Annotated in this window: 15 protein-coding genes; 12 read left to right on the top strand and 3 right to left on the bottom strand. The window is 70.5% G+C overall.

What is annotated here, in order from left to right:
• Positions 1-480: 480 nt before the first annotated feature.
• Positions 481-3,765 carry a GH92 family glycosyl hydrolase gene (locus ACFC02_RS25225; protein ID WP_376361531.1) on the top strand — a complete coding sequence of 1,095 codons (3,285 nt, stop codon included), beginning with the start codon at positions 481-483 and terminating at the stop codon, positions 3,763-3,765.
• A 114-nt stretch (positions 3,766-3,879) separates the two neighbouring features.
• On the opposite strand, the gene ACFC02_RS25220 is transcribed toward ACFC02_RS25225, so the two are convergent.
• A complete protein-coding gene (locus ACFC02_RS25220; protein ID WP_376361528.1) occupies positions 3,880-7,683 on the bottom strand; it encodes a GH92 family glycosyl hydrolase in 3,804 nt (1,267 codons plus the stop codon).
• Positions 7,684-8,145: 462 nt separating this feature from the next.
• Between ACFC02_RS25220 and ngcE the strand changes: the two genes are divergently transcribed.
• The 9 genes from ngcE to ACFC02_RS25175 all read left to right on the top strand — a co-directional run bounded on the left by ngcE (position 8,146) and on the right by ACFC02_RS25175 (position 20,411).
• On the top strand, positions 8,146-9,591 hold the full coding sequence (gene ngcE / locus ACFC02_RS25215; protein ID WP_376361524.1) for an N-acetylglucosamine/diacetylchitobiose ABC transporter substrate-binding protein: 1,446 nt from the start codon (positions 8,146-8,148) through the stop codon (positions 9,589-9,591).
• Positions 9,592-9,682: 91 nt separating this feature from the next.
• A complete protein-coding gene (locus ACFC02_RS25210; protein WP_360963888.1) occupies positions 9,683-10,609 on the top strand; it encodes a sugar ABC transporter permease in 927 nt (308 codons plus the stop codon).
• 2 nt (positions 10,610-10,611) lie between these two features.
• Positions 10,612-11,535: a carbohydrate ABC transporter permease gene (locus tag ACFC02_RS25205; protein ID WP_376361521.1), complete on the top strand. Its 924-nt coding sequence runs from the start codon at positions 10,612-10,614 to the stop codon at positions 11,533-11,535.
• 248 nt (positions 11,536-11,783) lie between these two features.
• Positions 11,784-12,983 (top strand): ROK family transcriptional regulator, encoded by a 1,200-nt coding sequence (locus tag ACFC02_RS25200; protein ID WP_376361518.1) that lies wholly within the window; start codon positions 11,784-11,786, stop codon positions 12,981-12,983.
• Between the two features lie 134 nt (positions 12,984-13,117).
• Positions 13,118-14,227: a sugar ABC transporter substrate-binding protein gene (locus tag ACFC02_RS25195; RefSeq protein WP_376361534.1), complete on the top strand. Its 1,110-nt coding sequence runs from the start codon at positions 13,118-13,120 to the stop codon at positions 14,225-14,227.
• A 260-nt stretch (positions 14,228-14,487) separates the two neighbouring features.
• On the top strand, positions 14,488-15,279 hold the full coding sequence (locus ACFC02_RS25190; protein ID WP_376361515.1) for an ATP-binding cassette domain-containing protein: 792 nt from the start codon (positions 14,488-14,490) through the stop codon (positions 15,277-15,279).
• Positions 15,276-16,571, top strand: a complete 1,296-nt coding sequence (locus ACFC02_RS25185; RefSeq protein ID WP_376361512.1) for a sugar ABC transporter permease — start codon at positions 15,276-15,278, stop codon at positions 16,569-16,571. The genes ACFC02_RS25190 and ACFC02_RS25185 overlap by 4 nt, the downstream gene beginning before the upstream one ends.
• Positions 16,572-16,788: 217 nt before the next feature.
• Positions 16,789-18,720 (top strand): 1-deoxy-D-xylulose-5-phosphate synthase, encoded by a 1,932-nt coding sequence (gene dxs / locus ACFC02_RS25180; RefSeq protein ID WP_376361509.1) that lies wholly within the window; start codon positions 16,789-16,791, stop codon positions 18,718-18,720.
• A 167-nt stretch (positions 18,721-18,887) separates the two neighbouring features.
• Positions 18,888-20,411 (top strand): amino acid permease, encoded by a 1,524-nt coding sequence (locus ACFC02_RS25175; protein ID WP_376361506.1) that lies wholly within the window; start codon positions 18,888-18,890, stop codon positions 20,409-20,411.
• Between the two features lie 86 nt (positions 20,412-20,497).
• Here the strand turns inward: ACFC02_RS25175 and ACFC02_RS25170 are convergent, their stop codons facing one another.
• Positions 20,498-20,869: an NTP pyrophosphohydrolase gene (locus tag ACFC02_RS25170; protein WP_376361504.1), complete on the bottom strand. Its 372-nt coding sequence runs from the start codon at positions 20,867-20,869 to the stop codon at positions 20,498-20,500.
• Positions 20,870-21,888: 1,019 nt separating this feature from the next.
• Positions 21,889-22,983 (bottom strand): LCP family protein, encoded by a 1,095-nt coding sequence (locus ACFC02_RS25165; RefSeq protein ID WP_376361501.1) that lies wholly within the window; start codon positions 22,981-22,983, stop codon positions 21,889-21,891.
• Between the two features lie 337 nt (positions 22,984-23,320).
• On the opposite strand from ACFC02_RS25165, the gene ACFC02_RS25160 reads away from it, so the two are divergent.
• On the top strand, positions 23,321-24,328 hold the full coding sequence (locus tag ACFC02_RS25160; RefSeq protein ID WP_376361498.1) for a hypothetical protein: 1,008 nt from the start codon (positions 23,321-23,323) through the stop codon (positions 24,326-24,328).
• A gap of 40 nt (positions 24,329-24,368) precedes the next feature.
• A complete protein-coding gene (locus ACFC02_RS25155) occupies positions 24,369-25,934 on the top strand; it encodes a hypothetical protein (RefSeq protein ID WP_376361495.1) in 1,566 nt (521 codons plus the stop codon).
• Positions 25,935-26,019 lie beyond the last annotated feature (85 nt).

The following is a 26,019-nucleotide window of genomic DNA, read 5'->3' as shown; positions in this document are numbered from 1 at the left end:
CGCCGCCCCCGCCCGCCCCCCCCCCCGCCGGCGTCCCCCCCCGCGCCGGGCGCGCCCCCCCCCCGGGGCCGGGGGGGGCGGCCCTCGCCCGTACGCGGCCCGGGGTACGACCCCGGGTACGACAGGAAACACGACGGTCTTCCACCCCTGTACGGAAACACGCTCAGGCGGACCCGGCGGCACGTGAGCCGTGGCCGCCGGGTCCGCGAGCCGGGCAGGTGAAGGGGGGAAGACATCTGCCCGGGTGGTGCTGGCTTGGGTGAACCATGGTGCGACAACGTTGTCTGGATGGTCTGTACATGACTCTACCGTCGTAACCGACAACGATGTCAAGCAACTTGGGGCGCGCCCACCCATGTGAGTGTCGGCGCGCGCCGGGGGAGTACGCGGTCTTCCGCTGTACCACCGGCGCGCGCTACTGTCCCTCCGGCTTGAGTGATCCCTGGTGCGCGACCCGTCCGAAGGAGGAGGGGCCGCGTCATGCGCTTCCGTCCCCTGTCCCTGCTGCTGGCCGCCGCGCTCGCGGCCGGCGGTGCCACCCCCGCCCTCGCGGCGACCACCGCCCCCGGGAGATCCAGCCCCGCCCTGGTCAAGGACCCCACCCGGTACGTCGATCCGCTGATCGGCACGAAGAACGGCGGTGACACCTTCCCGGGTGCCGTCACCCCCTTCGGCATGCTCTCCTTCAGCCCGGAGAACACCCGCGGCGACGCCACCCGCACCACGGCCCCCGGCGGATACCACTACGACGCCACCCGCGTCCGCGGCTTCAGCCTCACCCACATGTCCGGCACCGGCTGCGCGGGCGGCAGCGGCGACATCCCGTTCTTCCCCTACGCCGGACAGGTCACCACCTCACCGGCGAGCGACACCAAGGACGCCGTCTACGCCTCCGACTTCAAGCACACCGACGAGACGGCCGAGCCCGGGCACTACAAGGTCGGCCTCGCCTCCGGTGTCACCGCCGACCTGACCGCGACGGCCCGCACCGGCTCGGCGCGCTTCACCTACCCCGCGGACAAACCCGCCTCGCTGCTGATCCGCACCGCCAACTCCGAGGTCGGCTCGGCCGATTCCTCGGTCACCATCGATGCGGCCACCCGGACCGTCTCCGGCTCCGTGACCTCCGGGAACTTCTGCGGCTACCTCGACCCCGAGGGCCAGCGCGCCTACTACACCCTGTACTTCACCGCCCGGTTCGACCGCCCGTTCAAGGCGGCCGGTACCTGGCAGGACGACAAGGTGACCCCCGGCGCGACATCGGCCACCGGCGGCACCGGCGGCTTCTCGCACGGCGGGCGGCCCGTGGCCGGCAAGGGCGCCGGCGGCTACGTCGAGTTCGCCCCCGGCACCGGCCCGGTCGGCGTCAAGGTCGGCATCTCCTACGTCAGCCAGGCCGGCGCCGCCGCGAACCTCGCGGCCGAGAACCCGCCCCGGCGCTCCTTCGACTCCGTGCGCGACGCGGCCCGCCGTGCCTGGCGCGAGCGGCTGGGCGCGATCCAGGTCGGCGGCGGCACGGACGACGAGCGCACCACCTTCTACACCGCGCTCTACCACGCCCTGCTGCACCCGAACGTCATCAGCGACGCCGACCGCCGCTACCGGGGAGCCGACGGCAAGGTGCACACGGTCGGCCACGGCCACCAGGCGCAGTACGGCACCTTCTCCGGCTGGGACGTCTACCGCGACCAGGTCCAGCTGCTGACCCTGCTCAGCCCGCGCACCGGCTCCGACATCGCCCAGTCCCTGTACGAGCTGGCCCGGCAGAACGGCGGCACGTGGGACCGCTGGCTGCACGGCGCGAGCGGCACCCACGTCATGAACGGCGACCCCTCGCCCACCGCGCTGGCCGGCATCCGCGCCTTCGGCGGCACCGACTTCGACCTCGAGGGCGCGCTGGCGTCCCTGGTGAAGGCGGCCACCGTGCCGACCGCGCAGGACCTGTCCGCGGCGGGCAAGCCGGTGCTCTCCGCCGGCCAGCGGCCGTCCCTGGACAAGTACCTGAAGCTGCACTACATGCCGTCCGTCTCCAACGCCTGGGGCGGCGCCGCGGAGACCCTGGAGATGTCCACCGCCGACTTCTCCCTCTCCCAGCTCGCCGCCGCGGCCGGGCAGAAGAAGACCGCGGACGCCTTCGCGGGCCGCGCCCAGTGGTGGCAGAACAACTTCAACATCGCGGCCACCCCGGCCGGCGGCTACATCGCCAACCGCAAGGCCGACGGCAGCTGGGTCACCGGCTTCACCCCGGACACCGGAAACGGCTTCGTCGAGGGCACGGCCGCCCAGTACACCTGGATGGTCCAGCACAACCCGGCCGGGCTGTTCGCGGCCATGGGCGGCAAGGACAAGGCCCTCGCCCGGCTCGACGCCTTCTTCCACACGGCGGACGGCGGCTGGGCGTTCACCGGCGGCGGTGGCGACAAGGCGGCCATGGACAACGAGCCGTCGATCAACGTCCCCTACCTGTACGACTACGCGGGCGCGCCCTACAAGGCCCAGGAGACCGTCCGTGCCGCCATGCGGCAGCTGTGGACGACCGAGCCCGGCGGCATCCCCGGCAACGACGACCTCGGCGCCATGTCGTCCTGGTACGTCTTCTCCGCCCTCGGCATGTACCCGCAGGTCCCCTCCCGCTCCGAACTCGTCCTCGCCTCCCCGCTGTTCGAACGCGCCGAGATCCACCGCCCGCACGGAGGCGACATCTCCGTCCGCGCCCGGGGAGCGGCGGCCGGATCGCCGTACGTCCAGTCCCTGAAGGTGAACGGCCGCACGAGCGAGCGGCCGTGGCTGCCCGCCTCATTCGTCCGCGACGGCGGACGCCTGGACTACACCCTCTCCTCGACCCCGAACCGCGCCTGGGGCAGCGACCCGGCCGCGGCGCCGCCGTCCTTCCGGCAGGGCGAGCAGCCGTACCAGATCGGCGTGGGACCGACCACGGCGACGCTCGCCCCCGGTGAGAGCACCAAGGTCTCCATCCGTGCCCTGTCGCTCAACGGCGGGCAGGGCCCCGACGTGCGCTTCCGGGTCCAGGCACCGGCCGGCGTCACGGCGAGCCCCGCCGAGGGCACGGTGACCGGCGGGTCCCAGGAGATCACCCTGAGCGCCGGGAAGGACACCGCGCAGGGCTTCTACGACGTGCTGGTCACGGTGACCTCCGGCGGTCAGTCCTACGAGCAGCCCGTCGCCCTGACCCTCGCGGCGCCCGGCACCCTGCTCGCCGCCCGGAACAACACCGGTGTCTCCGACGACTCGGGCGACCACGACGAGGCGGACTTCGACGGCGGCGGCTGGAGCTACTCCCGCCAGGCCCTCGCCGCGGCCGGGCTCACCCCGGGCGGGCAGGGCACGGTGGACGGCCTGGCCTTCACCTGGCCCGACTCGCCCAGCGGCCGTCCGGACAACGTGTCGGCGGCGGGCCAGACGATCAGCCTGTCCGCCCCCGCGTCCGCGCTGTCCTTCGTCGGCAGCGCGGTCAACGGCAACCAGCAGGCCAAGGCCACCGTCACCTACACCGACGGCACCACGGCCACCACCGACCTCTCCTTCACCGACTGGACCGTCGGCGGGGGCGGCGGCACCGTCCAGTACGGCAACACGGTCGTCGCCAAGACGGCGTACCGCAATGTCGCGGGCGCGGACAAGGACCCCGTCGCCACCTACGTGTTCGCCACCCGGCCCTTCGCGGCCCCGGCGGGTCTGCAGATCCGGTCGGTGAAGCTGCCGGCCGACACCGACCTGCACGTCTTCGCCCTCGCGGTGAAGTGAGCGTTTGAACTGACCGCGTGAAGTGACCTGCTGAGCAGGAGACGAGCAGCACGAAGGGGCGGGCCCGCGAGGACCCGCCCCTTCTGTTGTGCCCTGCCGCACACCGCGTGTGCGTCAGGCCAGCAGTTCCACCTCCGCCAGCGTCGCGGAACCGTCGAGCACCAGCCGGTACTTCTGGTAGGTGCCCGGCGAGGCGATCGTGAACGGACGGGTCTGCTTGTCCCAGGCGAAGGACTCGCCCGAGCGCCGGTCCACGGTCGTCCAGTGCGTGCCGTCCGAGGATGCCTGGAGCGTCCAGCCCGTCGGCGCCTTGGTGCGGTCGCCCGACGACGTCAGCGTGTACTGGACCGCCTTGGCGGAGCCGGTGACCGGCAGGTCCACCGTGCTCACCGTCGCGTCCGTCGACGAGGTGTCGTCGAACAGCGCGCCGTCGCCCTTGAGCACGTCCGCGCGCGGCGTCGGAGCCTTGTCACCGGTCGTGATCGACACGGGCGCGGCGTTCTCGCCCGTGCCCCACTTCGACGGCCGCGACCCCATGTCGAACTCCAGGACACCGCCCTTGGAGAGCAGGGAGTGCGGCAGGTTCGTCGAGTTCCACTGCTTGCCGTTGAACCGGACGCCCTGCACGTAGATGTTCTTCGCGCTGTTCTTCGGCGCCTTGATGACCAGGTCGTGGCCGTTCTCCAGGTGCACGGTCGCCTTGGTGAACAGCGGGGAGCCTATGGCGTAGTCACCGCTGCCCATGACCAGCGGGTAGAAGCCGAGCGAGGAGAAGAGGTACCAGGCCGCCTGCTCGCCGTTGTCCTCGTCGCCGGTGTAGCCCTGGCCGATCTCGCTGCCGACGTAGAGACGCGAGAGGACCTCGCGGATGTTCTCCTGCGCCTTCCAGGGCTGGCCGGCCGCGTCGTACATGTACAGGGCGTGGTGGGCGGGCTGGTTGGAGTGGGCGTACTGGCCCATCCGCACGTCCTGCGCCTCGGTCATCTCGTGGATGATCCCGCCGTAGGAGCCCGCGAACTCGGAAGAGGCCACCGAGGGTGTGGCGAGGTAGGTGTCGAGCTTGTCCGCCAGGCCCTTCTGACCGCCGTACAGGTCGGCCATGCCCCGGCTGTCCTGCGGGACGGCGAAGGCGTAGCCCCAGCCGTTGGCCTCCGTGTAGTCGTAGCCCCACACCCGCGGGTCGTACTTCGAGGAGTCGACGCGCCAGTTGCCCTTGGCGTCCTTGCCCTGGAAGAAGCCGGCCTTGGAGTCGAACAGCTTCACGTAGTCCTGGGCGCGGTTGAGGAAGTACTGCGCCTCTTCCCTGTAGTGCTTCTGACCCGTCTTCTTGTAGAGGGCCTCGCCCATCTTCGCGATGCCGTAGTCGTCGGTGTAGCCCGCCAGCGCCCACGACATGCCCTCGCCGGTGGCGGTGCTGGTGTAGCCGAGGAAGGGCGAGGTGCTCATGCCCTTGCGGCCCACGTTGGAGGACGGGGGCGCGACGGTGGCGTTCTTGACGGCCGCCTCGTAGGCCGCCTTCGCGTCCATCGGGACGCCCTTGACGTACGCGTCGGCGAACGCCACGTCCGAGGAGGTACCGGTCATCAGGTCGGCGTAGCCGGGGGAGGACCAGCGCGAGGTCCAGCCGCCGTCCTTGTACCCCTGCACGAAGCCGTCGGCCATCTCACCTGCCTGCTTCGGCGTCAGCAGCGAGTACGCCGGCCAGGTGGTGCGGTAGGTGTCCCAGAAGCCGTTGTTGACGTACACCTTGCCGTCGACGATCTTCGCGCCCGTGTGCGTCGGCGTGTCCTCGCTGGTCATCGCCGAGAACGGCGAGGCGTACCGGTCCTTGCCGCCGACCTTCTCGAAGCCCGAGTTCGGGTACAGGTACAGCCGGTACATGCTGGAGTACAGCGTGGTCAGCTGGTCCGGCGTGGCGCCCTGGACCTCGACCTTGCCGAGCAGCTTGTCCCAGGTGCGCTGGGCGCGCTTCTCGACCTGGTCGAAGGAGGTGCCGGCCGGGATCTCCTGGCGCAGGTTGTCCTCGGCCTGGTCGACGCTGACGAGCGAGGTGGCCAGGCGCAGGGTGACGGCGTGGTCCTTGCCGGTGTCGAAGCGCAGGTAGCCCTTGACCCCGGAGGAGGAGCCGTCCTTGACGGGCTTGTCGAAGACGCCGTAGACGAAGAGCCGGGTGGCGCCGGTGGACAGCCCGGACTTCACGTCCGAGTAGCCGGTGACGACGCCGTGCTCCTTGTCCAGGGTCAGGCCCGCCTGGTCGGTGATGTTGTCGAACAGGACGCTCGCTTCGTCACCCGGGTAGGTGAAGCGCAGCGCCGCCGCGTGGTCGGTCGGGGTCATCTCGGCCTTGAGACCGTTCTCGAACCGCACGCCGTAGTAGTAGGGGTGCGCGGTCTCGTTCTCGTGCCGGAAGGGCAGCGCGCGGGCGGTGCGGTCGGTGTCCGGGGTGCCGGACGCAGCCGACGGCATCACCTGGAACGTCTGCCGGTCGCCCATCCAGGGGCTCGGCTCGTGGCTGGCGGCGAAGGCCTGGATGGTGGGCAGGTTCTCGCTGTTGTTCGCACGTGCGTATTCGTACAGCCAGCTCTGCGATCCCGCGTTGGTGACCGGGGTCCAGAAGTTGAAGCCGTGCGGCATCGCGGTCGCGGGGAAGTTGTTGCCGCGCGAGAAGCTGCCGCTGGAGTTGGTGCCGCGGGTGGTCAGCGCGTAGTCGGCCAGGTGGGCCTTGGGGCGCTCGGGCGCGGCCCGCTTGATCGACACGTCGTCCAGCCAGCCGCGGAACTTCGCCGGGCCGCTGGGGGAGTCGTAGGCGAGCAGCACGCGGTCGACGGTCTTGCCGGCCGCGACCGACCCGATCCGCGAGACCACGTTGTTCCACTGGTTCACGTAGAGCGACTTGGACGCGCCCTGTGCCTGCGGGCTCAGCCCGAAGCCGTGCTGGTCGGTGGCGCCGAGGCCGCTCAGGTAGGTGCCGTCGGTGAAGGCGAGGTCCACGGAGACGTTGGTGGCGTCGTAGTCGTGGTCGCCGTCGGCCATCGACGGGAAGAGCCGGTAGGACAGCTGGGTGTCCCGGGTGACCTTCAGGTCGACGTCGAAGATCTTGTTGTACGAGTAGGCGCGGCCCTTGGCGGTGTGCCGGCCCGCGTAGCGCAGCGCGCGCGTGCCCGTGAAGCCCACGCCGGCCTTCGCGGTCGGCGAGCTGTTCGGGCCGCGGTCGGGGACGGTGAGCATGTCCGGCGGTACGGTCCCGCCGTCGTCGCCGGTGGAGAACTGCACATCGGCGAGCTGGAGTATGTTCGAGCCGCCGTTGTTCTTCGTGATCTCCAGCCGGAAGTGCTGGTACTCGGCCGGCGCGGCGAGGTCGTACGTCTTCGTCTGGAACCGCTGGGCGAACGATTCGCCGGAGCGGGTGTCGACGGTCTTCCAGTCCTTGCCGTCGGCGGACGCCTTCAGCGTCCAGTCCTTCGGGTCGCGCTCCGCGTAGTCATTGGCGGACGTGAGGGCGTATCGGGTGATTTTCTGGGGTTTGTCGAAATCGAATTCCACCCAGCCGGTGGATTGGAACGCGAGCCACTTGGTGCCCGGATCGGTGTCGACGAGGTTCTCCTTGACCTCGCCCGAGCCGGTGTTCTCGGCGCTGGCCCTGAGGTCGGTGACGTGGTCGTCCACGTTGCCCGGGATGCCGGTGCTGTAGCCGCCGTCCACGCCCGAGGCGCGCTTGCCGCCGCCCGGCGCGGTGTCGACCGTGCTCACCCAGTCCGGCGCCGGGTCGCCGGACTCGAACGAGGACGCGAACTCCCGGTCGGCCGCCGGGGCCTTGCCGGGCAGGGCGACCGCCGCGCCCTGGGAACCTGCGGCCAACACGAAGGCGGCCGTGACGACGACCGCCGGACCCCATCTGTGCCGTACTCTGCGCTGCATACGAGGGCACCCTCCCTGGTTCTCCAAGCGCCGGACAACGTTGTCAAATTCGGCGCAAGCACCAGTAGGGAGTCAAGTGGCCAGTGATGTCAAGGGTGTTGGGTGCGGCATTCGGGCGTGAAGTCCCGGATATTTCCGTCAAGGGCCCCACAGGGGGTTCATATTTCCGCGAGGTCTCAACTCGGATAAGACCGACAGTGAACCTTGCGTTCGATCTTGCTCCGTCCGCCTGAAGTGGACTATACCTGTCGGCGTCCGTGAAGCCGTTCGACCGGTCGGCGGCGGACCCGGGGGGAGCCGGAAAGGTGGTTCGACGTGCGAAACGCGTCGGCTTCCTTGTTTTCCCAGCGATCCCGGTAGATGACGCACGAAGTACTTATTGCACGACCCAGCTTGGCCTACCGCGGTGCCGGGGAGGATCCGGTTCACCGCCTGAGTCCTGGAGAAGGCGAGGACTTGCGCATGGGATCCACTTCCGCCGAGAACCACGGGGGCCTCGGCCGCCGTTCCCTGATCAAGAGGTCCGCGGCCCTCGGTCTGGTCTCCGTACCCGCGATGAGCTTCCTGTCCGCGTGCGCCAGCGGCGGTGGCGACGGGCAGGACAAGGCCAAGGCGGGCAAGAAGACGGCGAAGAACCCGCTCGGGGTCAACGACACCGCGCAGATGGAATTCGTCCTGTTCGACGGCGGCTTCGGCAGCGAGTACGCGAAGGACGCCACCCAGATCTACCAGAAGGACTTCCCCAAGGCGAAGGTCAAGTTCACCACTACCCAGAAGATCCAGTCCACGCTCCAGCCCCGCTTCAACCAGGGCAACCCGCCGGACCTCATCGACAACTCCGGCGCCGAGCAGATGGACATGGGCGTGCTCGTCGGCAAGAGTCAGCTCGCCGACCTCACCCCGCTGCTGGACGCGCCCTCCTTCGACGACCCGAAGAAGAAGGTCCGCGACACGCTGCGGCCGGGCATCGTCGAGATGGGCCAGTTCGACGGCAAGCCGGTCTGGATCCTCTACTACGCCTACACGGTCTACGGCGTCTGGTACTCCCAGAAGGCGCTGGACTCGCTGGACGAGAAGTACCCCGAGACCTGGGACGAGATGATCAAGGTCTGCACGAAGGCCAAGGCCAAGGGCATGGCCGGCTGGACCTACGCGGGCAAGTACCCGTACTACCTCCCGTTCTCGCTGTACCCGATGATCGGCAAGGTCGGCGGACGCGAGGTCCTGGACGCCATCGACAACCTGGAGCCGAACGCCTGGAAGCACCCGGCCGTCAAGGCCTGTTTCGAGGCGTACTACGAGCTGTACAAGAAGGGTTTCATCCTCCAGGGCACCCCCGGGCTCGACCACATCCAGTCGCAGACCGCGTGGGCCAAGGGCAAGGCGCTGTTCATCCCGAACGGCTCCTGGGTCGAGAACGAGTCCGCGAACGTCATCCCCTCGGACTTCAACCTCGCCGTCTCCGCCCCCACCGGCCTCGACAGCTCCGACAAGATGCCGTTCGGCACGATCTGGGCATCCGGCGGTGAGCCCTTCATCGTCCCGGCCAAGGCCGCGAACACCGAGGGCGGCATGGAGCAGCTGCGCATCATGCTCAGCGAGGCGTCCTCCAAGAACTTCACCGCCAAGGTGAAGTCGCTGACCGCGTACAACGGCGGCACCACCGGCATCGACCTGACGCCCGGTCTCAAGTCCGGCGTCGCCGCGCTGGACAAGGCCGGCTCCAACGTGCTGAACCCGCGCATGCAGGACTGGTACGTGCAGCTGCAGAAGGAGAAGATCGGCGTGGCCGGTCTGGGCGAGATGATGGCCGGCCGCGCCACCCCGGCGGAGACCATCAAGAAGATCCAGGGCTTCGCCGACGAGGCCGCCAAGGACACGTCGATCAAGCACTACAAGCACCAGTGAGGGTTCGTCACCAGGGTCCGCCCGGCAGCCGCCCAGGCCACCGGACGGACCCTGGCGGCACCGTCCGCCCTTCAGATCGGGGTCGCTAGCAATGCAGCACGGCAAGTACCGGTTCATCGTGGGGTTCCTGGTGGTACCCCTGGGGCTGTACGCGCTCTTCGTCATCTGGCCGTTCATCCAGTCCATCTACTACTCGTTCACGGACTGGACCGGCCTGAGCCCCGACTTCAAGATGGTCGGCGTCGACAACTACAAGAGGATGTTCGACGACGAGATCTTCTGGAAGTCGCTGCAGCACAGCCTGCTGTTCGCCCTGGTGCTGCCGGTGGTGACGATCGGACTGGCGCTGTTCTTCTCCTTCATGATCAACGTCGGCGGTCGGCGCAGGAAGGGCGGCCCGGCCATCAGCGGTGTCCGCGGTTCCTCCTTCTACAAGATCGTCTACTTCTTCCCGCAGGTGCTGTCGATCGCCATCGTCGCCCTGCTGTTCGCCTTCGCGTACAACCCGGACAGCGGAGCGATCAACTCCCTGCTGCGCGGGATCGGGCTCGGCAGCCTCCAGCCGCTGTGGCTGGGCGACCCGAACCTCGCCCTGTGGTGCGTGATGGCCGTGCTCGTCTGGTCGACCACCGGCTTCTTCGTGGTCCTCTTCTCGGCCGCCATGGCCTCCATCCCGGCGGACCTGTACGAGGCCGCGCTGCTCGACGGTGCGAGCCGCTTCACCACGTTCTTCCGCATCACCCTGCCGCTGCTGTGGGACACCGTGCAGTCCGGCTGGGTCTACATGGGCATCCTCGCGCTCGGCGCGGAGTCGTTCGCGGTCGTACAGATCATGACGACCGGTCCCGGCGGCCCCGACTACTCGACCACCGTCATGGTCCTGTACGTGTACCAGAAGGCGTTCCGTGACGGTCAGGCCGCCTACGCCACCACGATCGGCGTCGCCCTGCTGGTCGTCACGCTGGCCTTCTCGGCCGTCGTGATGAAGCTGGGCCGGCGCGAGCGGCTGGAGTTCTGATCATGGAAACCACCGAGACCCCCGCCCCCGTGCCGGCCGAGTCCGGCGTCGCCGTCACCAAGACCGGCACCCCGGGCGCGAAGGAGCCCCGGAAGAAGAAGGAGGGCGGTGTCCTCAACGTCTTCTCGCACGGGGTCCTGATCATCTGGGCGATCATGGTCGTCCTGCCGCTCGTGTGGGCGGTGATGACGTCCTTCAAGTCCGACGGCGCGATCTTCAGCTCGCCCTGGGCGCTGCCCGACAAGCTGCACTTCGGCAACTGGTCGCGGGCGTGGAACGACGCGCACATGAGCGACTACTTCCTGAACACCGTCCTGGTGGTGGGAGGCTCGCTCGTCGGCACCCTCGTGCTCGGCTCGATGGCGGCCTACGTACTGGCCCGCTTCGAGTTCCCGGGCAACCGGTTCATCTATTACCTCTTCATCGCCGGAATGAGTTTTCCCGTCATTCTCGCGCTGGTGCCGTTGTTCTATGTCGTGAACAACATGGGGCTGCTGAACACCATCCACGGGCTGATCCTGGTCTACATCGCCTACTCGCTGCCTTTCACGGTGTTCTTCCTGACGGCGTTCTTCCGGTCGCTGCCCAGCTCGGTGGCGGAAGCCGCATTCGTGGACGGCGCCTCGCACACCCGGACCTTCTTCCAGATCATGCTGCCGATGGCGAAGCCCGGCCTGATCAGCGTCGGGATCTTCAATTTCCTGGGGCAGTGGAACCAGTACATCCTGCCGACCGTGCTCAACACGGATCCGGACAAGCGTGTGCTCACGCAGGGTCTGGTCCAGTTGGCTGTCAGCCAGGGCTACAAGGGTGACTGGTCCGGACTCTTCGCCGGCCTGGTGATGGCGATGCTGCCGGTCCTGGCCGCGTACATCGTCTTCCAGCGCCAGGTGGTGCAGGGCCTGACGGCGGGCGCCCTGAAATAGCCTGCCCGGGCCCTGCGGGACCCCGCCGATCCCAGCCGCCCCCGGCCCGCCGGGGGCGGCTTCCGTGTGCCCCCGCACCCCCCGGCGGCGACGGACCGCACACGTCACCGCAGGTCTCCGTGCCGTTTCGTGTACCCGGAAATGGTTCAACCTCTTGACGGGAGGCGACCCGAACGGCTCATCTTAGAGTTCACTTGTTGGACATGGACGGGGCCTCGCCGAAGCGGCCCCGCGCTCAGGAGGTCGTCGTGGAGACTCCAGGGTCGCAGTCGTCACTGCACCGAGCCAACCTGGAGCGGGTCGTACGTGCCGTGCGTCTTGCCGGATCCCTCACCCAGGCGGAGATCGCGCGGACCACGGGTCTGTCCGCGGCGACGGTCTCCAACATCGTGCGGGAGCTGAAGGACGGCGGGACGGTCCAGGTCACGCCCACGTCCGCGGGGGGCCGCCGGGCGCGCAGCGTCTCCCTGAGCGGAGACGCCGGGATCGTGATCGGCGTCGACTTCGGGCACACCCATTTGCGGGTCGCGATCGGGAACCTCGCCCACCAGGTGCTCGCCGAGGAGTCCGAGCCGCTGGACGTGGACGCCTCCGCCGGCGAGGGCTTCGACCGGGCGGAGGAGCTGGTCAACCGCCTGATCGTGGCGACCGGCGTGGACCGCTCCAAGATCGCTGGGGTGGGCCTCGGCGTACCCGGACCGATCGACGTGGAGTCCGGCACGCTGGGCTCCACGGCCATCCTGCCGGGCTGGGGCGGCATCAAGCCCGCCGAGGAGCTGCGGGGGCGCCTCGGCGTGCCCGTGCACGTGGACAACGACGCCAACCTCGGCGCCCTGGGCGAGCTGGTCTGGGGCAGCGGGCGCGGGGTGCGCGACCTGGCGTACATCAAGATCGCCAGCGGTGTGGGCGCCGGCCTGGTGATCGACGGGAAGATCTACCGCGGGCCCGGCGGCACGGCCGGCGAGATCGGGCACATCACGCTCGACGAGTCCGGCCCGGTCTGCCGCTGCGGCAACCGCGGCTGCCTGGAGACCTTCACCGCCGCCCGGTACGTGCTGCCGCTGCTGCGGCCCAGCCACGGCAGCGAACTGACCATGGAGGGCGTCGTCCGGCTGGCGCGCGAGGGGGACCCCGGGTGCCGGCGGGTGATCGCCGACGTGGGCCGGCACGTCGGCAGCGGAGTCGCCAATCTCTGCAACCTCCTCAACCCGAGCCGGGTGGTCCTCGGCGGCGATCTCGCGGAGGCGGGCGAGCTGGTCCTCGGTCCCATCCGGGAGTCGGTGGGCCGCTACGCCATTCCCAGCGCGGCGCGTCAACTCTCCGTGCTCCCCGGGGCACTTGGCGGCCGTGCCGAGGTGCTGGGGGCGCTCGCCCTCGCGCTCAGCGAGATGGGCGATTCCACCCTTTTGGACGGCACTATGACGGTGGCGGCCCCTGCCTTCACTTAGACAACGTATGGCACCGTTGTCATCTCGTTAAGGATTTACTTCTTGACGTCGCACGTGTGGCCGAGTTGACTTCCAGCCACCTCGGCCGCAACGACGCGGCCTCGTCAGGGAGGTTTGAGGAAGTGAACACGCGTATGCGTCGTGCGGCCTTCGCCGTTGCCGCTGGTGCCATGGCCGTCTCGCTCGCCGCCTGTGGCAGTGCCAAGGAGTCCAAGGACAGCGACTCCTCCAAGTCGTCCGCCCCGGCCGCCAACAAGGGAGACGACATCAAGGTCGGTCTCCTGCTGCCGGAGAACAAGACCGCGCGGTACGAGCAGTTCGACAAGCCCTTGATCGAGAAGAAGGTCAAGGAACTGACGAACAACAAGGCCAAGGTCTTCTACAACAACGCCCAGCAGAACGCGAACCTGCAGAGCCAGCAGGTCGACACGATGATCACCAACAAGGTGGACGTGCTCATCGTGGACGCGGTCGACGCCAAGGCCATCAAGAACTCCATCCAGAAGGCCAAGGACCAGGGCATCAAGGTCGTCGCCTACGACCGCCTGGCCGAGGGCCCGATCGACGCCTTCACCACCTTCGACAACGAAGAGGTCGGCAAGGCGCAGGGCGAGGCGCTGCTGAAGGCCATGGGCGCCAAGGCCACCAAGTCGAGCAAGATCGTCATGATCAACGGCTCGGTGACCGACCCGAACGCCGCCCAGTTCAAGAAGGGCGCGCACTCCGCCCTCGACGGCAAGGTGACCATCGCCAAGGAGTACGACACCAAGGAGTGGTCGCCGGACAACGCCAACTCCGAGATGGAGGCGGCCATCTCCGCCATCGGCGCCAAGAACATCGCGGGCGTCTACTCCGCCAACGACGGCATGGCCGGCGGTGCCATCACCGCCCTGAAGGCCGCGGGCGTCAACGTCCCGGTCACCGGCCAGGACGCCGAACTCGCCGGTGTGCAGCGCATCCTCGCGGGTGAGCAGAACATGAGCATCTTCAAGTCCTACCCCACCGAGGCGAACGTCGCCGCCGAGATGGCGGTCGCCCTCGCCAAGGGCACCAGCCTGGACTCCATCGCCAAGACCAAGGTGAACAGCGACAGCGCCAAGAACGTCCCGGCGCTGCTGGTCCCGGTCATCTCCCTGACCAAGGACAACGTCAACCAGACGGTCATCAAGGAGGGCTTCTACACCGCCGCCCAGATCTGCACCGGCAAGTACAAGGCCGACTGCGACAAGTACGGCGTCAAGTAAGCGGCCCGGCCGGGACCGCGCACAGCGGCCCGGGCCCCTCCGCGCACCAGCGGCCCACCCCCCGGCCCGCGTACGGAACAGCCTCGGCAGAGGCCTCCCGCACCGGACCCCCGGCCGCCCCACGGCTCCGCCGGCGCCCCGCGCACCATTCAGCCCCGCAAGCTCGGCGCGGGGCGCCGGACGGAACATCCCCGGGTCGCTCCCGACCCACCCACCCAGAATTCCTGCACAACCTCCCGCCGGGTCAGGCGGCGAAGGAGATGGTTCACGTGTCCGCTACGCCCGTGCTGGCGTTGCGCGGGGTCTCCAAGCGGTTCGGTGCCGTTCAGGCGCTCACCGACGTAGAGCTTGAGGTCCACGCCGGTGAGGTGGTCGCCCTGGTGGGCGACAACGGCGCCGGAAAGTCCACGCTGGTCAAGACGATCGCCGGCGTGCACCCCATCGATGAGGGCGCCATCGAATGGGACGGCAAGCGCGTCCAGATCAACAAGCCGCACGATGCCCAGAGCCTGGGCATCGCGACCGTCTACCAGGACCTCGCGCTGTGCGACAACATCGACGTCGTCGGCAACCTCTACCTGGGCCGCGAACTGAAGCGGTTCGGCGTGCTCGACGAGGTCGAGATGGAGCGCCGCTCGCAGGAACTGCTGCGCACCCTGTCGATCCGCATCCCGAGCGTGCGCATCCCGATCGCCTCGCTCTCCGGCGGCCAGCGCCAGGTCGTGGCCATCGCCCGGTCCATGCTCGGCGAGCCCAAGCTGGTCATCCTGGACGAGCCCACCGCCGCGCTCGGCGTCGAGCAGACCGCGCAGGTGCTCGACCTCGTCGAGCGGCTGCGCGAGCGCGGCCACGCCGTCATCCTCATCAGCCACAACATGGCCGACGTGAAGGCCGTGGCGGACAAGGTCGCCGTCCTGCGCCTGGGCCGCAACAACGGCGTCTTCGAGGTCAGGACGACCTCGCAGGAGGAGATCATCTCCGCCATCACCGGCGCCACCGACAACGCCGTGACCCGCCGTGCGGCGCGCGCGAACGGGGAGGTATCCAAGTGAGCATCGACAAGACCTCCGCCGGTGCGCAGGACGAGCAGGCCGTCGAGGCCCCCGAGGCCGCGGCCGCCGCGGTGACCGCGGTCGACCCGCGCCTGCTGGTGCGCGAGCAGGGCCTCGCGGGCTACGTCGGCGAGTTCAAGCGGAAGATGAAGGCCGGTGAACTGGGCTCGCTCCCGGTCATCCTCGGCCTGATCGTGATCTGCGTCGTCTTCCAGAGCCTCAACTCCCAGTTCCTGTCCGCGCAGAACCTGAGCGACATCACCGTCACCATGGTCGGCACGGGCATGATCTCCGTCGGCATCGTCTTCGTGCTGCTGCTCGGCGAGATCGACCTGTCCGTCGGTTCCGTCAGCGGCGCCGGCAGCGCTCTGGCCGCCGTGCTCGCCGTCAACCAGGGCTGGCCCGAGTGGGCCGCGGTGCTCATCGCCGTCGCCGCCGGCGCGGCCATCGGCGCGGCCCACGGCTTCTTCTTCGCGGTGCTCGGCGCGCCCGCGTTCGCCGTCACCCTGGCCGGCCTGCTGTTCTGGCTCGGCTTCATGCTCAAGATCCTGGGCGAGAACGGCACCATCAACCTCGACAGCGAGGGTCTGATCGGCAAGCTGACCACGTACTTCTTCGCGGACGTGGCCGCCGCCTACGGGCTGGCCCTGATCGTGGTCGTGGTGTTCTTCGTCACCTCCTTCCTGGGCAACCGGCGCCGCGAGGCCGCGGGCATCCCGTCCCGGCCGCTCAGCGACACCGTCCTGCGCACCGTGCTGCTCGCCGTGATCTCCTTCGCCGCCGCCTACATGTACAACCAGTACAAGGGCCTGCCGCTGGCCACGGTGATCTTCCTGGTGTTCCTGATCGGCTCCGACTTCCTGCTGCGCCGTACCGCCTTCGGCCGCAAGATCTTCGCGCTCGGCGGCAGCGTCGAGGCGTCCCGCCGTGCGGGCATCAACGTGACCGCGATCCGGATCTCCGTCTTCGGCATCTCGGGCGGCTTCGCGGCGATCGGCGGCCTCTTCCTGGCCTCCAAGATCGCCTCGGCCAACCAGAGCGCCGGCACCGGTGACCTGCTGATGAACGCCATCGCGGCGGCCGTCATCGGCGGCACGTCCCTCTTCGGCGGCCGCGGCCGCACCTGGAACGCGCTCCTCGGTGTGCTGGTCATCGTCTCGATCCAGTACGGCCTCCAGCTGGAGTCCATCGCCGAGCCGGTGAAGTACATGATCACCGCGGCGGTCCTGCTGGCCACGGTCGTCATCGACTCGGTCACCCGCAAGACCCAGAAGACGGCCGGCCGCGCCTGACCGCGACCGACCCGAACACCTGTGCCCGGCGCCGACGCGGTGCCGGGCACAGCCGTGCGGGGACGGCCGTCGCGGCCGTGCCATGGAAGGGCCCGCGCCGGGGTACAGCCGTTCGCGTGACCTATGACCCACCGCCCGGCCACGGGGCGCCCAGGCGGAACATTAGACTCGACAAGCCCGGCAACAGCTCGATCAGCTCTACTGCAAGGAGGCACGGGTGCCGCTGCTGACCCGCATCAGGGGACCGCGCGATCTGGACCGGCTCAGCATGGAGGAGCTGGACCAGCTGGCGCAGGAGATCCGGACCTTCCTGGTCGACGCCGTGTCCAAGACCGGCGGTCACCTCGGCCCCAACCTCGGTGTGGTGGAGCTGACCATCGCCCTGCACCGGGTCTTCCACTCGCCCAAGGACAAGGTGCTGTGGGACACCGGCCACCAGTCCTACGTGCACAAGCTGCTCACCGGCCGCCAGGACTTCTCGAAGCTGAAGATGAAGGGCGGCCTGTCCGGCTACCCCTCGCAGGGCGAGTCCGAGCACGACGTCATCGAGAACAGCCACGCCTCCACGGTCCTCGGCTGGGCCGACGGCATCGCCAAGGGCAACCAGATCCTCCAGCGCGACGCCCACGTCGCCGCCGTCATCGGCGACGGCGCCCTCACCGGCGGCATGGCCTGGGAGGCGCTGAACAACATCGCCGCCGCCAAGGACCGCCCGCTCGTCATCGTCGTCAACGACAACGAGCGCTCCTACGCGCCCACCATCGGCGGCCTCGCCAACCACCTCGCCACCCTGCGCACCACCGACGGCTACGAGCGCTTCCTCGCCCGCACCCGCGAGGTCCTGGAGCGCACCCCGGTCGTCGGCAGGCCGCTGTACGAGACGCTGCACGGCGCCAAGAAGGGACTGAAGGACTTCATCGCCCCGCAGGGCATGTTCGAGGACCTGGGCCTGAAGTACGTCGGCCCGATCGACGGCCACGACATCGAGGCACTGGAGTCCGCGCTCACCCGCGCCAAGCGCTTCGGCGGCCCGGTCATCGTGCACTGCCTCACCGAGAAGGGCCGCGGCTACCAGCCCGCGCTCCAGGACGAGGCCGACCGCTTCCACGCCGTCGGCAAGATCCACCCGGACACCGGGCTGCCGATCGCCGCCTCCGGTGCCGACTGGACCTCCGTCTTCGGCGAGGAGATGGTGAAGCTCGGCAAGGAGCGCGAGGACATCGTCGCCATCACCGCGGCCATGCTCCAGCCGGTCGGCCTGGACAAGTTCGCCAAGGCCTTCCCCGACCGGGTCTACGACGTCGGCATCGCCGAGCAGCACGGTGCCGTCTCCGCGGCCGGCCTCGCCCACGCCGGCGTGCACCCCGTCTTCGCCGTGTACGCCACCTTTCTCAACCGCGCCTTCGACCAGGTGCTGATGGACGTCGCCCTGCACAAGTGCGGTGTCACCTTCGTCCTGGACCGGGCCGGTGTCACCGGCACCGACGGCGCCTCCCACAACGGCATGTGGGACATGTCGATCCTCCAGGTCGTGCCGGGCCTCAGGCTGGCCGCCCCGCGCGATGCCGACCAGGTCCGCGCCCAGCTGCGCGAGGCCGTACAGGTCGACGACGCGCCCACCGTGGTCCGCTTCTCCAAGGGCGCCGTCGGCCCCGCCGTACCGGCCGTGGGCCGCGTCGGCGGCATGGACGTGCTGCGCGAGCCCGGCACCGACACCCCGGACGTCCTCCTCGTCTCCGTCGGCGCGCTCGCCCCGATGTGCCTGGAGATCGCGGCCCTCCTGGACAAACAGGGCATCTCCACGACCGTGGTCGACCCGCGCTGGGTCAAGCCCGTCGACGAGGCCATGGCCCCGCTGGCAGAACGGCACCGCGTGGTCGTCACCGTCGAGGACAACTCCCGCGTCGGCGGTGTCGGCTCGACCGTCGCCCAGGCGCTGCGCGACGCCGGCGTGGACGTGCCGCTGCGCGACTTCGGCATCCCGCCGCGCTTCCTCGACCACGCCTCGCGTGCCGAGGTCATGGCGGAGATCGGCCTGACCGCGCCCGACATCGCCCGTCAGGTGACCGGCCTCGTCTCGCAGCTGGACGGCCGCTTCTCCCGGACGGCCGCCGAGGTGGACGCGGCGGTGCAGCCCGCGCGCGACTGAACCGGCCGGCCCCCGGGCCCACGTCCGGAAAGGACCGGTTCCGCCCCCTCCTACGGGTGGCGGAACCGGTCCTTCTGCGTGAACCTGCCAGTGCCGGGGCATACGCGTCCCCAGCCCTCTCGATCACGTCGAGCCAGGTCGAGGCGACAAGCGTGGGAGGTAGGCCCGTGAGCAATTCGCTGTTCAGGACGAAGAACGTCGAGCAGTCGATCAAGGACACCGAGGAACCCGAGCACGCGCTGCGGAAGTCCCTGTCCGCCCTCGACCTGACCGTCTTCGGCGTCGGCGTCATCATCGGCACCGGCATCTTCGTCCTCACCGGCACGGCCGCCAGGAACACCGCGGGCCCCGCCGTGGCGCTCTCCTTCGTCGTCGCCGGCGTGGTCTGCGCCCTCGCCGCGCTCTGCTACGCCGAGTTCGCCTCCGCCGTGCCGGTCGCCGGATCGGCGTACACCTTCTCCTACGCCTCGCTCGGCGAGTTCCCCGCCTGGATCATCGGCTGGGACCTGGTCCTGGAACTCGCCCTCGGCACGGCGGTGGTGTCCGTCGGCTGGTCCGGCTACATCCACTCGCTGCTCGACAACGCGGGCTGGCACCTGCCCGCGTACCTCGGCGGCCGGGACGGCGCCTCCGGGTTCGGCTTCGACATCCTGGCCGCCGCGCTGGTCCTGGTCCTCACCGCCATCCTCGTCGTCGGCATGAAGCTCTCCGCACGGGTCACCACCGTGGTCGTCGCCGTCAAGGTGGCCGTCGTGCTCGTCGTGATCATCGCGGGCGCGTTCTTCGTCAAGGGCGCCAACTACCACCCGTTCGTCCCGAAACCGCAGCCGGTGCCCGCCGGCAGCAGCCTCAAGGCCCCGCTCATCCAGCTCATGGTCGGCTGGGCGCCCTCGAACTTCGGCCTCATGGGCATCTTCACCGCCGCCTCCGTCGTCTTCTTCGCCTTCATCGGCTTCGACGTCGTCGCCACGGCCGCCGAGGAGACCCGCAACCCCCAGCGCGACGTGCCGCGCGGCATCCTCGGCTCCCTGATCATCTGCACCGCGCTGTACGTAGGCGTGTCGATCGTCGTGACCGGCATGCAGAAGTACAACCTGCTGTCCGTGGACGCGCCGCTCGCCGACGCGTTCAAGTCCACCGGCCACCCCTGGTTCGCCGGCCTGATCAGCTTCGGCGCCGCCGTAGGCCTGACCACGGTGTGCATGATCCTGCTCCTGGGCCAGGCCCGGGTGTTCTTCGCGATGAGCCGCGACGGACTGCTGCCCCGCTTCTTCTCGCACACCCACCCGCGCTTCCGCACCCCCTACCGCCCGACGATCCTGCTCGGCGTCGTCATCGCCGTCGTGGCGGGCTTCACCAGCCTGAGCGTCCTGGCCGAACTGGTGAACATCGGCACGCTCTTCGCCTTCGTCGTCGTCGCGATCAGCGTGATCATCCTGCGCAACACCCGCCCCGACCTGCCCCGCGCCTTCCGCACCCCCTGGGTGCCGGTCGTCCCCGTCCTCTCGGTCTGCGCCTCCCTGTGGCTGATGCTCAACCTGCCCGCCGAGACCTGGGTCCGGTTCGCCATCTGGATGGCGATCGGCTTCGTCGTCTACTTCCTCTACGGCCGCTCCCACAGCCGCCTGGCGCAGCGGGAGAAGGCCGCCGCGGCCGACGGGGCGGCTACGCCGCCGGGCAGCGCCGTGTGACCGACCGGGCCCGGATTCCGCACGGCCCGCCCCGGCGCAGCGGCGCCGTGCCGCCGCCGGGCGCGGTGACGGCGCGCCGCGGGGGCTCAGTCGCGTACGGAGCGCGGGCCCGTGACCTCCGCGCCCAGCGCTGTGACGCGCCGGCGCAGCTCACGGTCGGCCGTGACGACCACGACGGGACGTTGGTCGGCCCGCGCCACGAGTTCGACGACGAGGTCGTCCCCGCTGCCGGGCGCGGCCTCGACGCGTACGCCGGTCACGGCGGCCACGTGGCGGGCCGCGCCCTCGACCACCAGCACGATCTCCGCCCGCTGGGCGACCCGCGGCACCCCGGCCGCCGCCAGCCGGTCCCGCAGCCGCTCGGCGGCCCCCTTCCGGTCCCGCCACCAGCCGTCGGGCACCGACCCGACGACGTTGGCACCGTCGACGATCACCAGCAGGGGAGGGGTCTGATCCATGGGGCCAGGGTCGCACGGCGGGCGGCCCGCGCCGGCGGGGCGGTTCGGGCGGGCCGCAGGATCCACTGCCGGCCCCGCCCGGGTACAGCCGCGGATCGCCCTCGTTCCGTCACCGCGAGGAGGTCGGGCCGCCCGTCGCCGGTGAGGTCTTCCGGCATCCGCGATCCGGGACGGGGCTCGGCGCGGGCGGCACCGCGCAGCGGCTTGTGGCCGGACAGTCCCGGATCCACGGCGTGGGCGCGGACGCCGTGGAAGGCGCCCGCCGTGCGGGAGAGATGGCCGGACTGTTCCGGTGCCCCGGCGATGTCCACGGTCGGCTCGCCCGAGCGGCACCCGTCGGCGGCGCGGGCCAGGCGGTCGGCGGGGAGGCAGTCCCGGTCGTCCTCGTCGGCCTCGGCGAAGCGCCCGGTGCCGGGCAGAGCGGCCCGGACGGGGTCGAGCGCCGCGTACCGCGGGCCGGCGTCGAGGACACCGCCCGGGCCGACCGGCAGGCCACGGGCCCACCGGTCGACGCGGGCGAGTGCCTGGGACGAGCCGTTGTCCGGCTGGATGTACTGCGCGAGGTGCGTGGTGCCGACCGGTGTCGTACGCCCGCCCGTCCACCGGTCCCTTCGCGGACAGGACCGCCCGTCGCTCCTGTCCGGCCGGGACCGTCAGGTCGGCCGCGTACCGCTCCACGGAGCCGGTGCAGCCCAAAGCGCGCGGATGCCTGCCGTGGCCGGGTCGGCGTCGTCCGCGAGGGTGGACCCACCTGCGAACGCGGCGAGCACGCTGCCGGGCCACTCCGGCGTGCGGGCCCGCCGGTGCTCGTCGGCCCTCGTGAAACCCGCCTGGGCCGAGGCCACTTGACGTGGCATCGTGTCTGCCTGCCGACGGAGGAGGAGCGGGCTAGGCCTCCCCGTCGCCGCCGGGGGAGGAGCGGGCTCGGCCTGCCCGTCGCCGCCGGGGGAGGAGCGGGCTCGGCCTGCCCGTCGCCGCCGGGGGAGGAGCGGGCTCGGCCTGCCCGTCGCCGCCGGGGGTCAGCCCCCGGTCGCCGGGGACTTCTTGGCCGACGCCGGGATCTTGCTGTCCGAGCGGAGCGCCTTCCACAGCTGCGAGTCCTGCGGCTCGGCGGGCACCACCCGGTTGGGGTCGATCTTGTCGTACGCCACCGGCAGCATGATGGTTTCCATGGTGGAAGGGTCGACGCCCTTCAGGCTGCGGCTGAAATCGGCGAGCTTCGTCAGCGAGGCCAGGTCGGAGTCGGTGGTGAGGGCGGCCGTGAGCTTGTCGGCGATCTTGTAGGTCTTGGTGGGGCTGCCCAGCAGGTCCTGCTTCTTGACCTCGCTCAGCAGGGCCAGCATGAACTGCTGCTGCAGGCCGATGCGGCCGAGGTCGCTGCCGTCGCCGATGCCGTGCCGGGTGCGGACGAACTGGAGTGCCTGCGTGCCGTCCAGCCGATGGGTGCCGGCGGGCAGGTCCAGGCCGCTGGAGGAGTCGTGGATGTCCTTGTCGGTGGTGACCGTCACCCCGCCTATCGCGTCCACCAGCCCCTTGAAGCCGGCGAAGTCGATCTCCATGTAGTGGTCCATCCGGATGCCGGACATCTTCTCCACGGTCTTGACCACGCAGGCCGGACCGACCTGGGAGTAGATGGAGTTGAACATCACACGCTTCGCGGAGGCCACCGTCGTGCCGTCGGCCTTCGTGCACTCGGGCCGGGTGACCAGCGTGTCCCGGGGAATGCTGATGCCGACCGCCTTGGTGCGGCCCTCGGGTATGTGCATCACCAGCGCGGTGTCGGAGCGGGCGCCGGAGACGTGGCCGGTGTTCAGGCCCGCGTTGGCGCCGGCCCGCGAGTCGGAGCCGAGGATCAGGACGTTCTGGCCGGAGGTGGGCAGTTTCTGCGGCCGGTCGTCACCGAGGGCCTTGTCGATGTCGACCCCCTGGATGTTGCCGTTGAGGTCGCTGTAGAGCCAGTAGCCGGTGCCGCCGAGGGCCACGACGAGCACGCCCAGGGCGATGAGGACGTTCCTGCCGCGGTGCCTGCGCTTGGAACGGTCACGGTCTCTGCCGCCGCGGCGCCGGGACGGCGCCTCGGGGTCGCGGTGCTGGGGCGTCGAGACATGGCTCATCCTGGTTCGAGTCCTCGTCGGTCATGGCCCCGCAGGGCACTGGCGTGTGGCTGGGACTCGGGTGGGGGGAGCTACCGGTCCGTACTTTGCACGATCGATGCCGCACTATAGGCCAGAGGTGACTGATCCTGTATGGAATAGGGCGCATTTGTAAACGTCCAGGCAACAAATAGTATGCGGATCGCGCACATGACGGATCACGGATGGGGAAGGGCGTAGCAGGACCATGCGGGTCGGAACCGTGCGTGACCACGGACGAGGGGAACAGGGGGCCGGGGGCCGGGGGCCGGGGCAGGTGTCCGGCCGGTCTCCCGAAGTACGGTCGGGGCCCTGGCTGTTGCCCGGTCACGACGGCCGCCTCCTGGTCTACGCGCTGGTGGACCAGGCCGTTCTGCGCTGGACGCAAGGACGCCCCGGCGACCCGGAATGGCTGGGGCCGGACGTCGTGCCCGCACCGGACGTCACCCGGCTCGTGGTGGCCCAGGGCGGCAATCGCTACGCGCACCTGCTGGGCCGCCGGGTACGCGAGGGCCATGACGGCCGCCTCGCCGTCGACTTCGTCTACGCCATCCAGTACCAGGCGGGCCGGCCGATGAGCGAGTGGCGGGAGGTCGGCAGTCCGCAGACCGCGAAGTCGCAGCAACTGCCCGGCGTACCGGCCGCCGCGGTGGACACGGCGGGCGCGCTGCACGTCTTCGCTCCCACGGCCGACGGCCGCATCGCACTGCGGCGCGAGGACGCCAACGGGCGCTGGGAGCGGTGGCTGGACCTGGGAGCGAGCGCCGCCCTGGACACTCCCGCCGCCGCGGTCGCTTCCACCGGCCGCGTCGAACTCCTGGCACCCGGGCGGGCCGGGCTCATGACGTGGTGTCAGGGCGCGCCGGGCGCGGCGCCGGAGCGCGGCCAGGACTTTCCGGTGGCCGCGCTGCCCGGGTCCGTGACCGGGCTGGAGACGTCGGCGGGCCGGATCACCTGGTACCTCACGGACGTGCACAACGGGGGCATCGTCGCCGTACGCGCCGGTGAGTGGCCCGTACCCCTGGGCGGCGACCCGGGCGACGGGCGCCACGCGGCGCTGGCGACCCTGCTGGACGGGCATCCGTGCACGGTCCTGGCCCACCGTGCCGCGGACGGCGGGGTCGTGCTCGGTGTCTGCCCCGCCGAGGACGAACGCGGCGGGGTGTGGTGGACCGAGACGGGCGTCGCCTGCCTGGGAGATCCCGCGCTGGCCCGGGACGCCCAGGGACGCGTCGTGGTGCTCGTCGTGACCACGGACGGTGAACTCGCGCTGGCCCGGCAGACCGGCGATCCGGGACTGGTCCTGGGCGACTGGATCCGCATATGAGCGTGCCGGGGCGGACTCCGGTGCCGAGGGGAGTGAAGGCGTGACCCGCAGGCCCGAGCGTGCGCAGGCGGCCGTCGAGGAGGCCGGGAGGGCGGGCGCGTACACGGTCGCCGTCGTCGTCGCGGAACCCGGGGACGCGGTGCCGCTGCTCGCACTGCAACCCCCGGGCGCCGAAGTGGCGGTGGTAAGCCTGCGGGGCGGGGAGAAAGACGCCCGTACGGCGCTGGACCGCGCCCTCGCCTCGGCCGAGGACCGTGGCTGTCGTCTCCTCGGCGGCGTCAGGGTGGTGCGGGGGGAGGGTGCGCAGGCGTTTCCCGCCCTGCTCGACGAGTTGCGGGCCGTGGCCCCGGACCGGGTGCACACACTGGACCCGGACCCCGTGCACACCGCCTTCGACCAGGAGAGCGGCGAGCCGTCGTACGGCGTTCCGGCCGCACACGCCGTCGCTGCCGCACAGGCCCTCGCCGCGGCGCGGACCCTGCAGCGGGAGACCGGGCGGCCGGTGTCCGTCGACTGCCACCGCGAGCGCGCCGACCCCCGGCTGGGCGCCGCCGCCTGCCGGCGTCATCCGGCGCCGGCGAACTGGCTGTGGGCGGGCTTCGACGGGCGCCTGAGCGCGTTCGTCCCGACGGCCGCCGGCGTCGTGCGCCGCTTCCAGCGGGTGCCGGGCGGCGGCTGGAGCGGCCCGGAAGCCGTGGAGGGCGCGGACGTCGTGCCGGGACTGCTGGTGGTGCCCGATCCGGCCGGACTGCCGCACCTGTTCACGCTGGCGAGGACCGTCCGCGCCGACGGCGCGGTGGACGTCGACGTCGTCCACGCGGCCCAGTACCGTACGTCCGACCCGCCGACCCCCTGGGAGTCGCTGGGCGGCCCGAACGCGGGTGCCTGGCGCAAGGGGCGCGAAGTCGGCTTTCCCGCGGCGGCGTTCGACGCCGCCGGCAACCTCTTCGTCTTCGTGCGCAACTTCGGGCACAGCATCAGCTACCGCTGCCGGACGGCCGACGGCGGGCTCACCCCGTGGCGGCACCTGGGCGGAGCCCGGGTCGCCGACGAACTCGTCGCCGTGTCCACTCCGTACGGCGGAGTCGAGGTGTACGGGCGGGCGCGGGACGCGGCGGGAGTGGTCCGCCGGTACCTGGGGCCGGACGGTGAGTGGGCCGAGGACCGCACACCGCCGTTCGCCCCTCGGCCCGGCTCCCTGGCTCCGGGGGCCGAGCCCGGCGCCGTGCTCTTTCGCGACCTGCGGACCGGCGAGGCCTGCGTCTGGCGTTCGGGCGGGGCCCACCCGCTGCCGCTCGGTGACGCCGACGGGACGGGCCCGGTGGCAGCGGTCGCGGGGGTGCACCTGGACGGCTGGCCGTACACGGTCCTGGCCCGCGGCGGTGCGGACGGGCGGTGCGCCGTGGGGGCGCACCCGGTGGGCAGGCCCGACGCGGGGGTGTGGTGGCAGGACTTGTGGCCGAACTCCTACGGGGCGCCGGCCGCGGCGGTGAGCCGCAGGGGGCTGCTCGCCGTCGCGACGCCGGCGCCCGGGGGAGGTCTGCTGGTGGCCGAGCACCGGGCGGGAGCGGGCGGCCTGGGGTTCAGTGCGCCAAAACTGGTCTGAAACAACCGATTGACTGTCCGAAAGAGTGCACAGTTTCCGAAATGCGAAACTAACAAAAGGTTGTAACGAAAATTTGTGATCAAAG

It is taken from the genome of Streptomyces sp. NPDC056160, from assembly GCF_042268205.1.
Classification (GTDB): Bacteria; Actinomycetota; Actinomycetes; order Streptomycetales; family Streptomycetaceae; genus Streptomyces.
This window is presented reverse-complemented; position numbering and strand designations above follow the sequence as displayed.

What these genes read in the sequence shown, in the direction of transcription:
- ACFC02_RS25225 (WP_376361531.1), top strand. Translation starts at nt 481, where the DNA reads ATGCGCTTCCGTCCCCTGTCCCTGCTGCTGGCCGCCGCGCTCGCGGCC.
- ACFC02_RS25220 (WP_376361528.1), bottom strand. Translation starts at nt 7,683, where the DNA reads ATGCAGCGCAGAGTACGGCACAGATGGGGTCCGGCGGTCGTCGTCACG.
- ngcE (WP_376361524.1), top strand. Translation starts at nt 8,146, where the DNA reads ATGGGATCCACTTCCGCCGAGAACCACGGGGGCCTCGGCCGCCGTTCC.
- ACFC02_RS25210 (WP_360963888.1), top strand. Translation starts at nt 9,683, where the DNA reads ATGCAGCACGGCAAGTACCGGTTCATCGTGGGGTTCCTGGTGGTACCC.
- ACFC02_RS25205 (WP_376361521.1), top strand. Translation starts at nt 10,612, where the DNA reads ATGGAAACCACCGAGACCCCCGCCCCCGTGCCGGCCGAGTCCGGCGTC.
- ACFC02_RS25195 (WP_376361534.1), top strand. Translation starts at nt 13,118, where the DNA reads ATGCGTCGTGCGGCCTTCGCCGTTGCCGCTGGTGCCATGGCCGTCTCG.
- ACFC02_RS25190 (WP_376361515.1), top strand. Translation starts at nt 14,488, where the DNA reads ATGGTTCACGTGTCCGCTACGCCCGTGCTGGCGTTGCGCGGGGTCTCC.
- ACFC02_RS25170 (WP_376361504.1), bottom strand. Translation starts at nt 20,869, where the DNA reads ATGGATCAGACCCCTCCCCTGCTGGTGATCGTCGACGGTGCCAACGTC.
- ACFC02_RS25165 (WP_376361501.1), bottom strand. Translation starts at nt 22,983, where the DNA reads ATGAGCCATGTCTCGACGCCCCAGCACCGCGACCCCGAGGCGCCGTCC.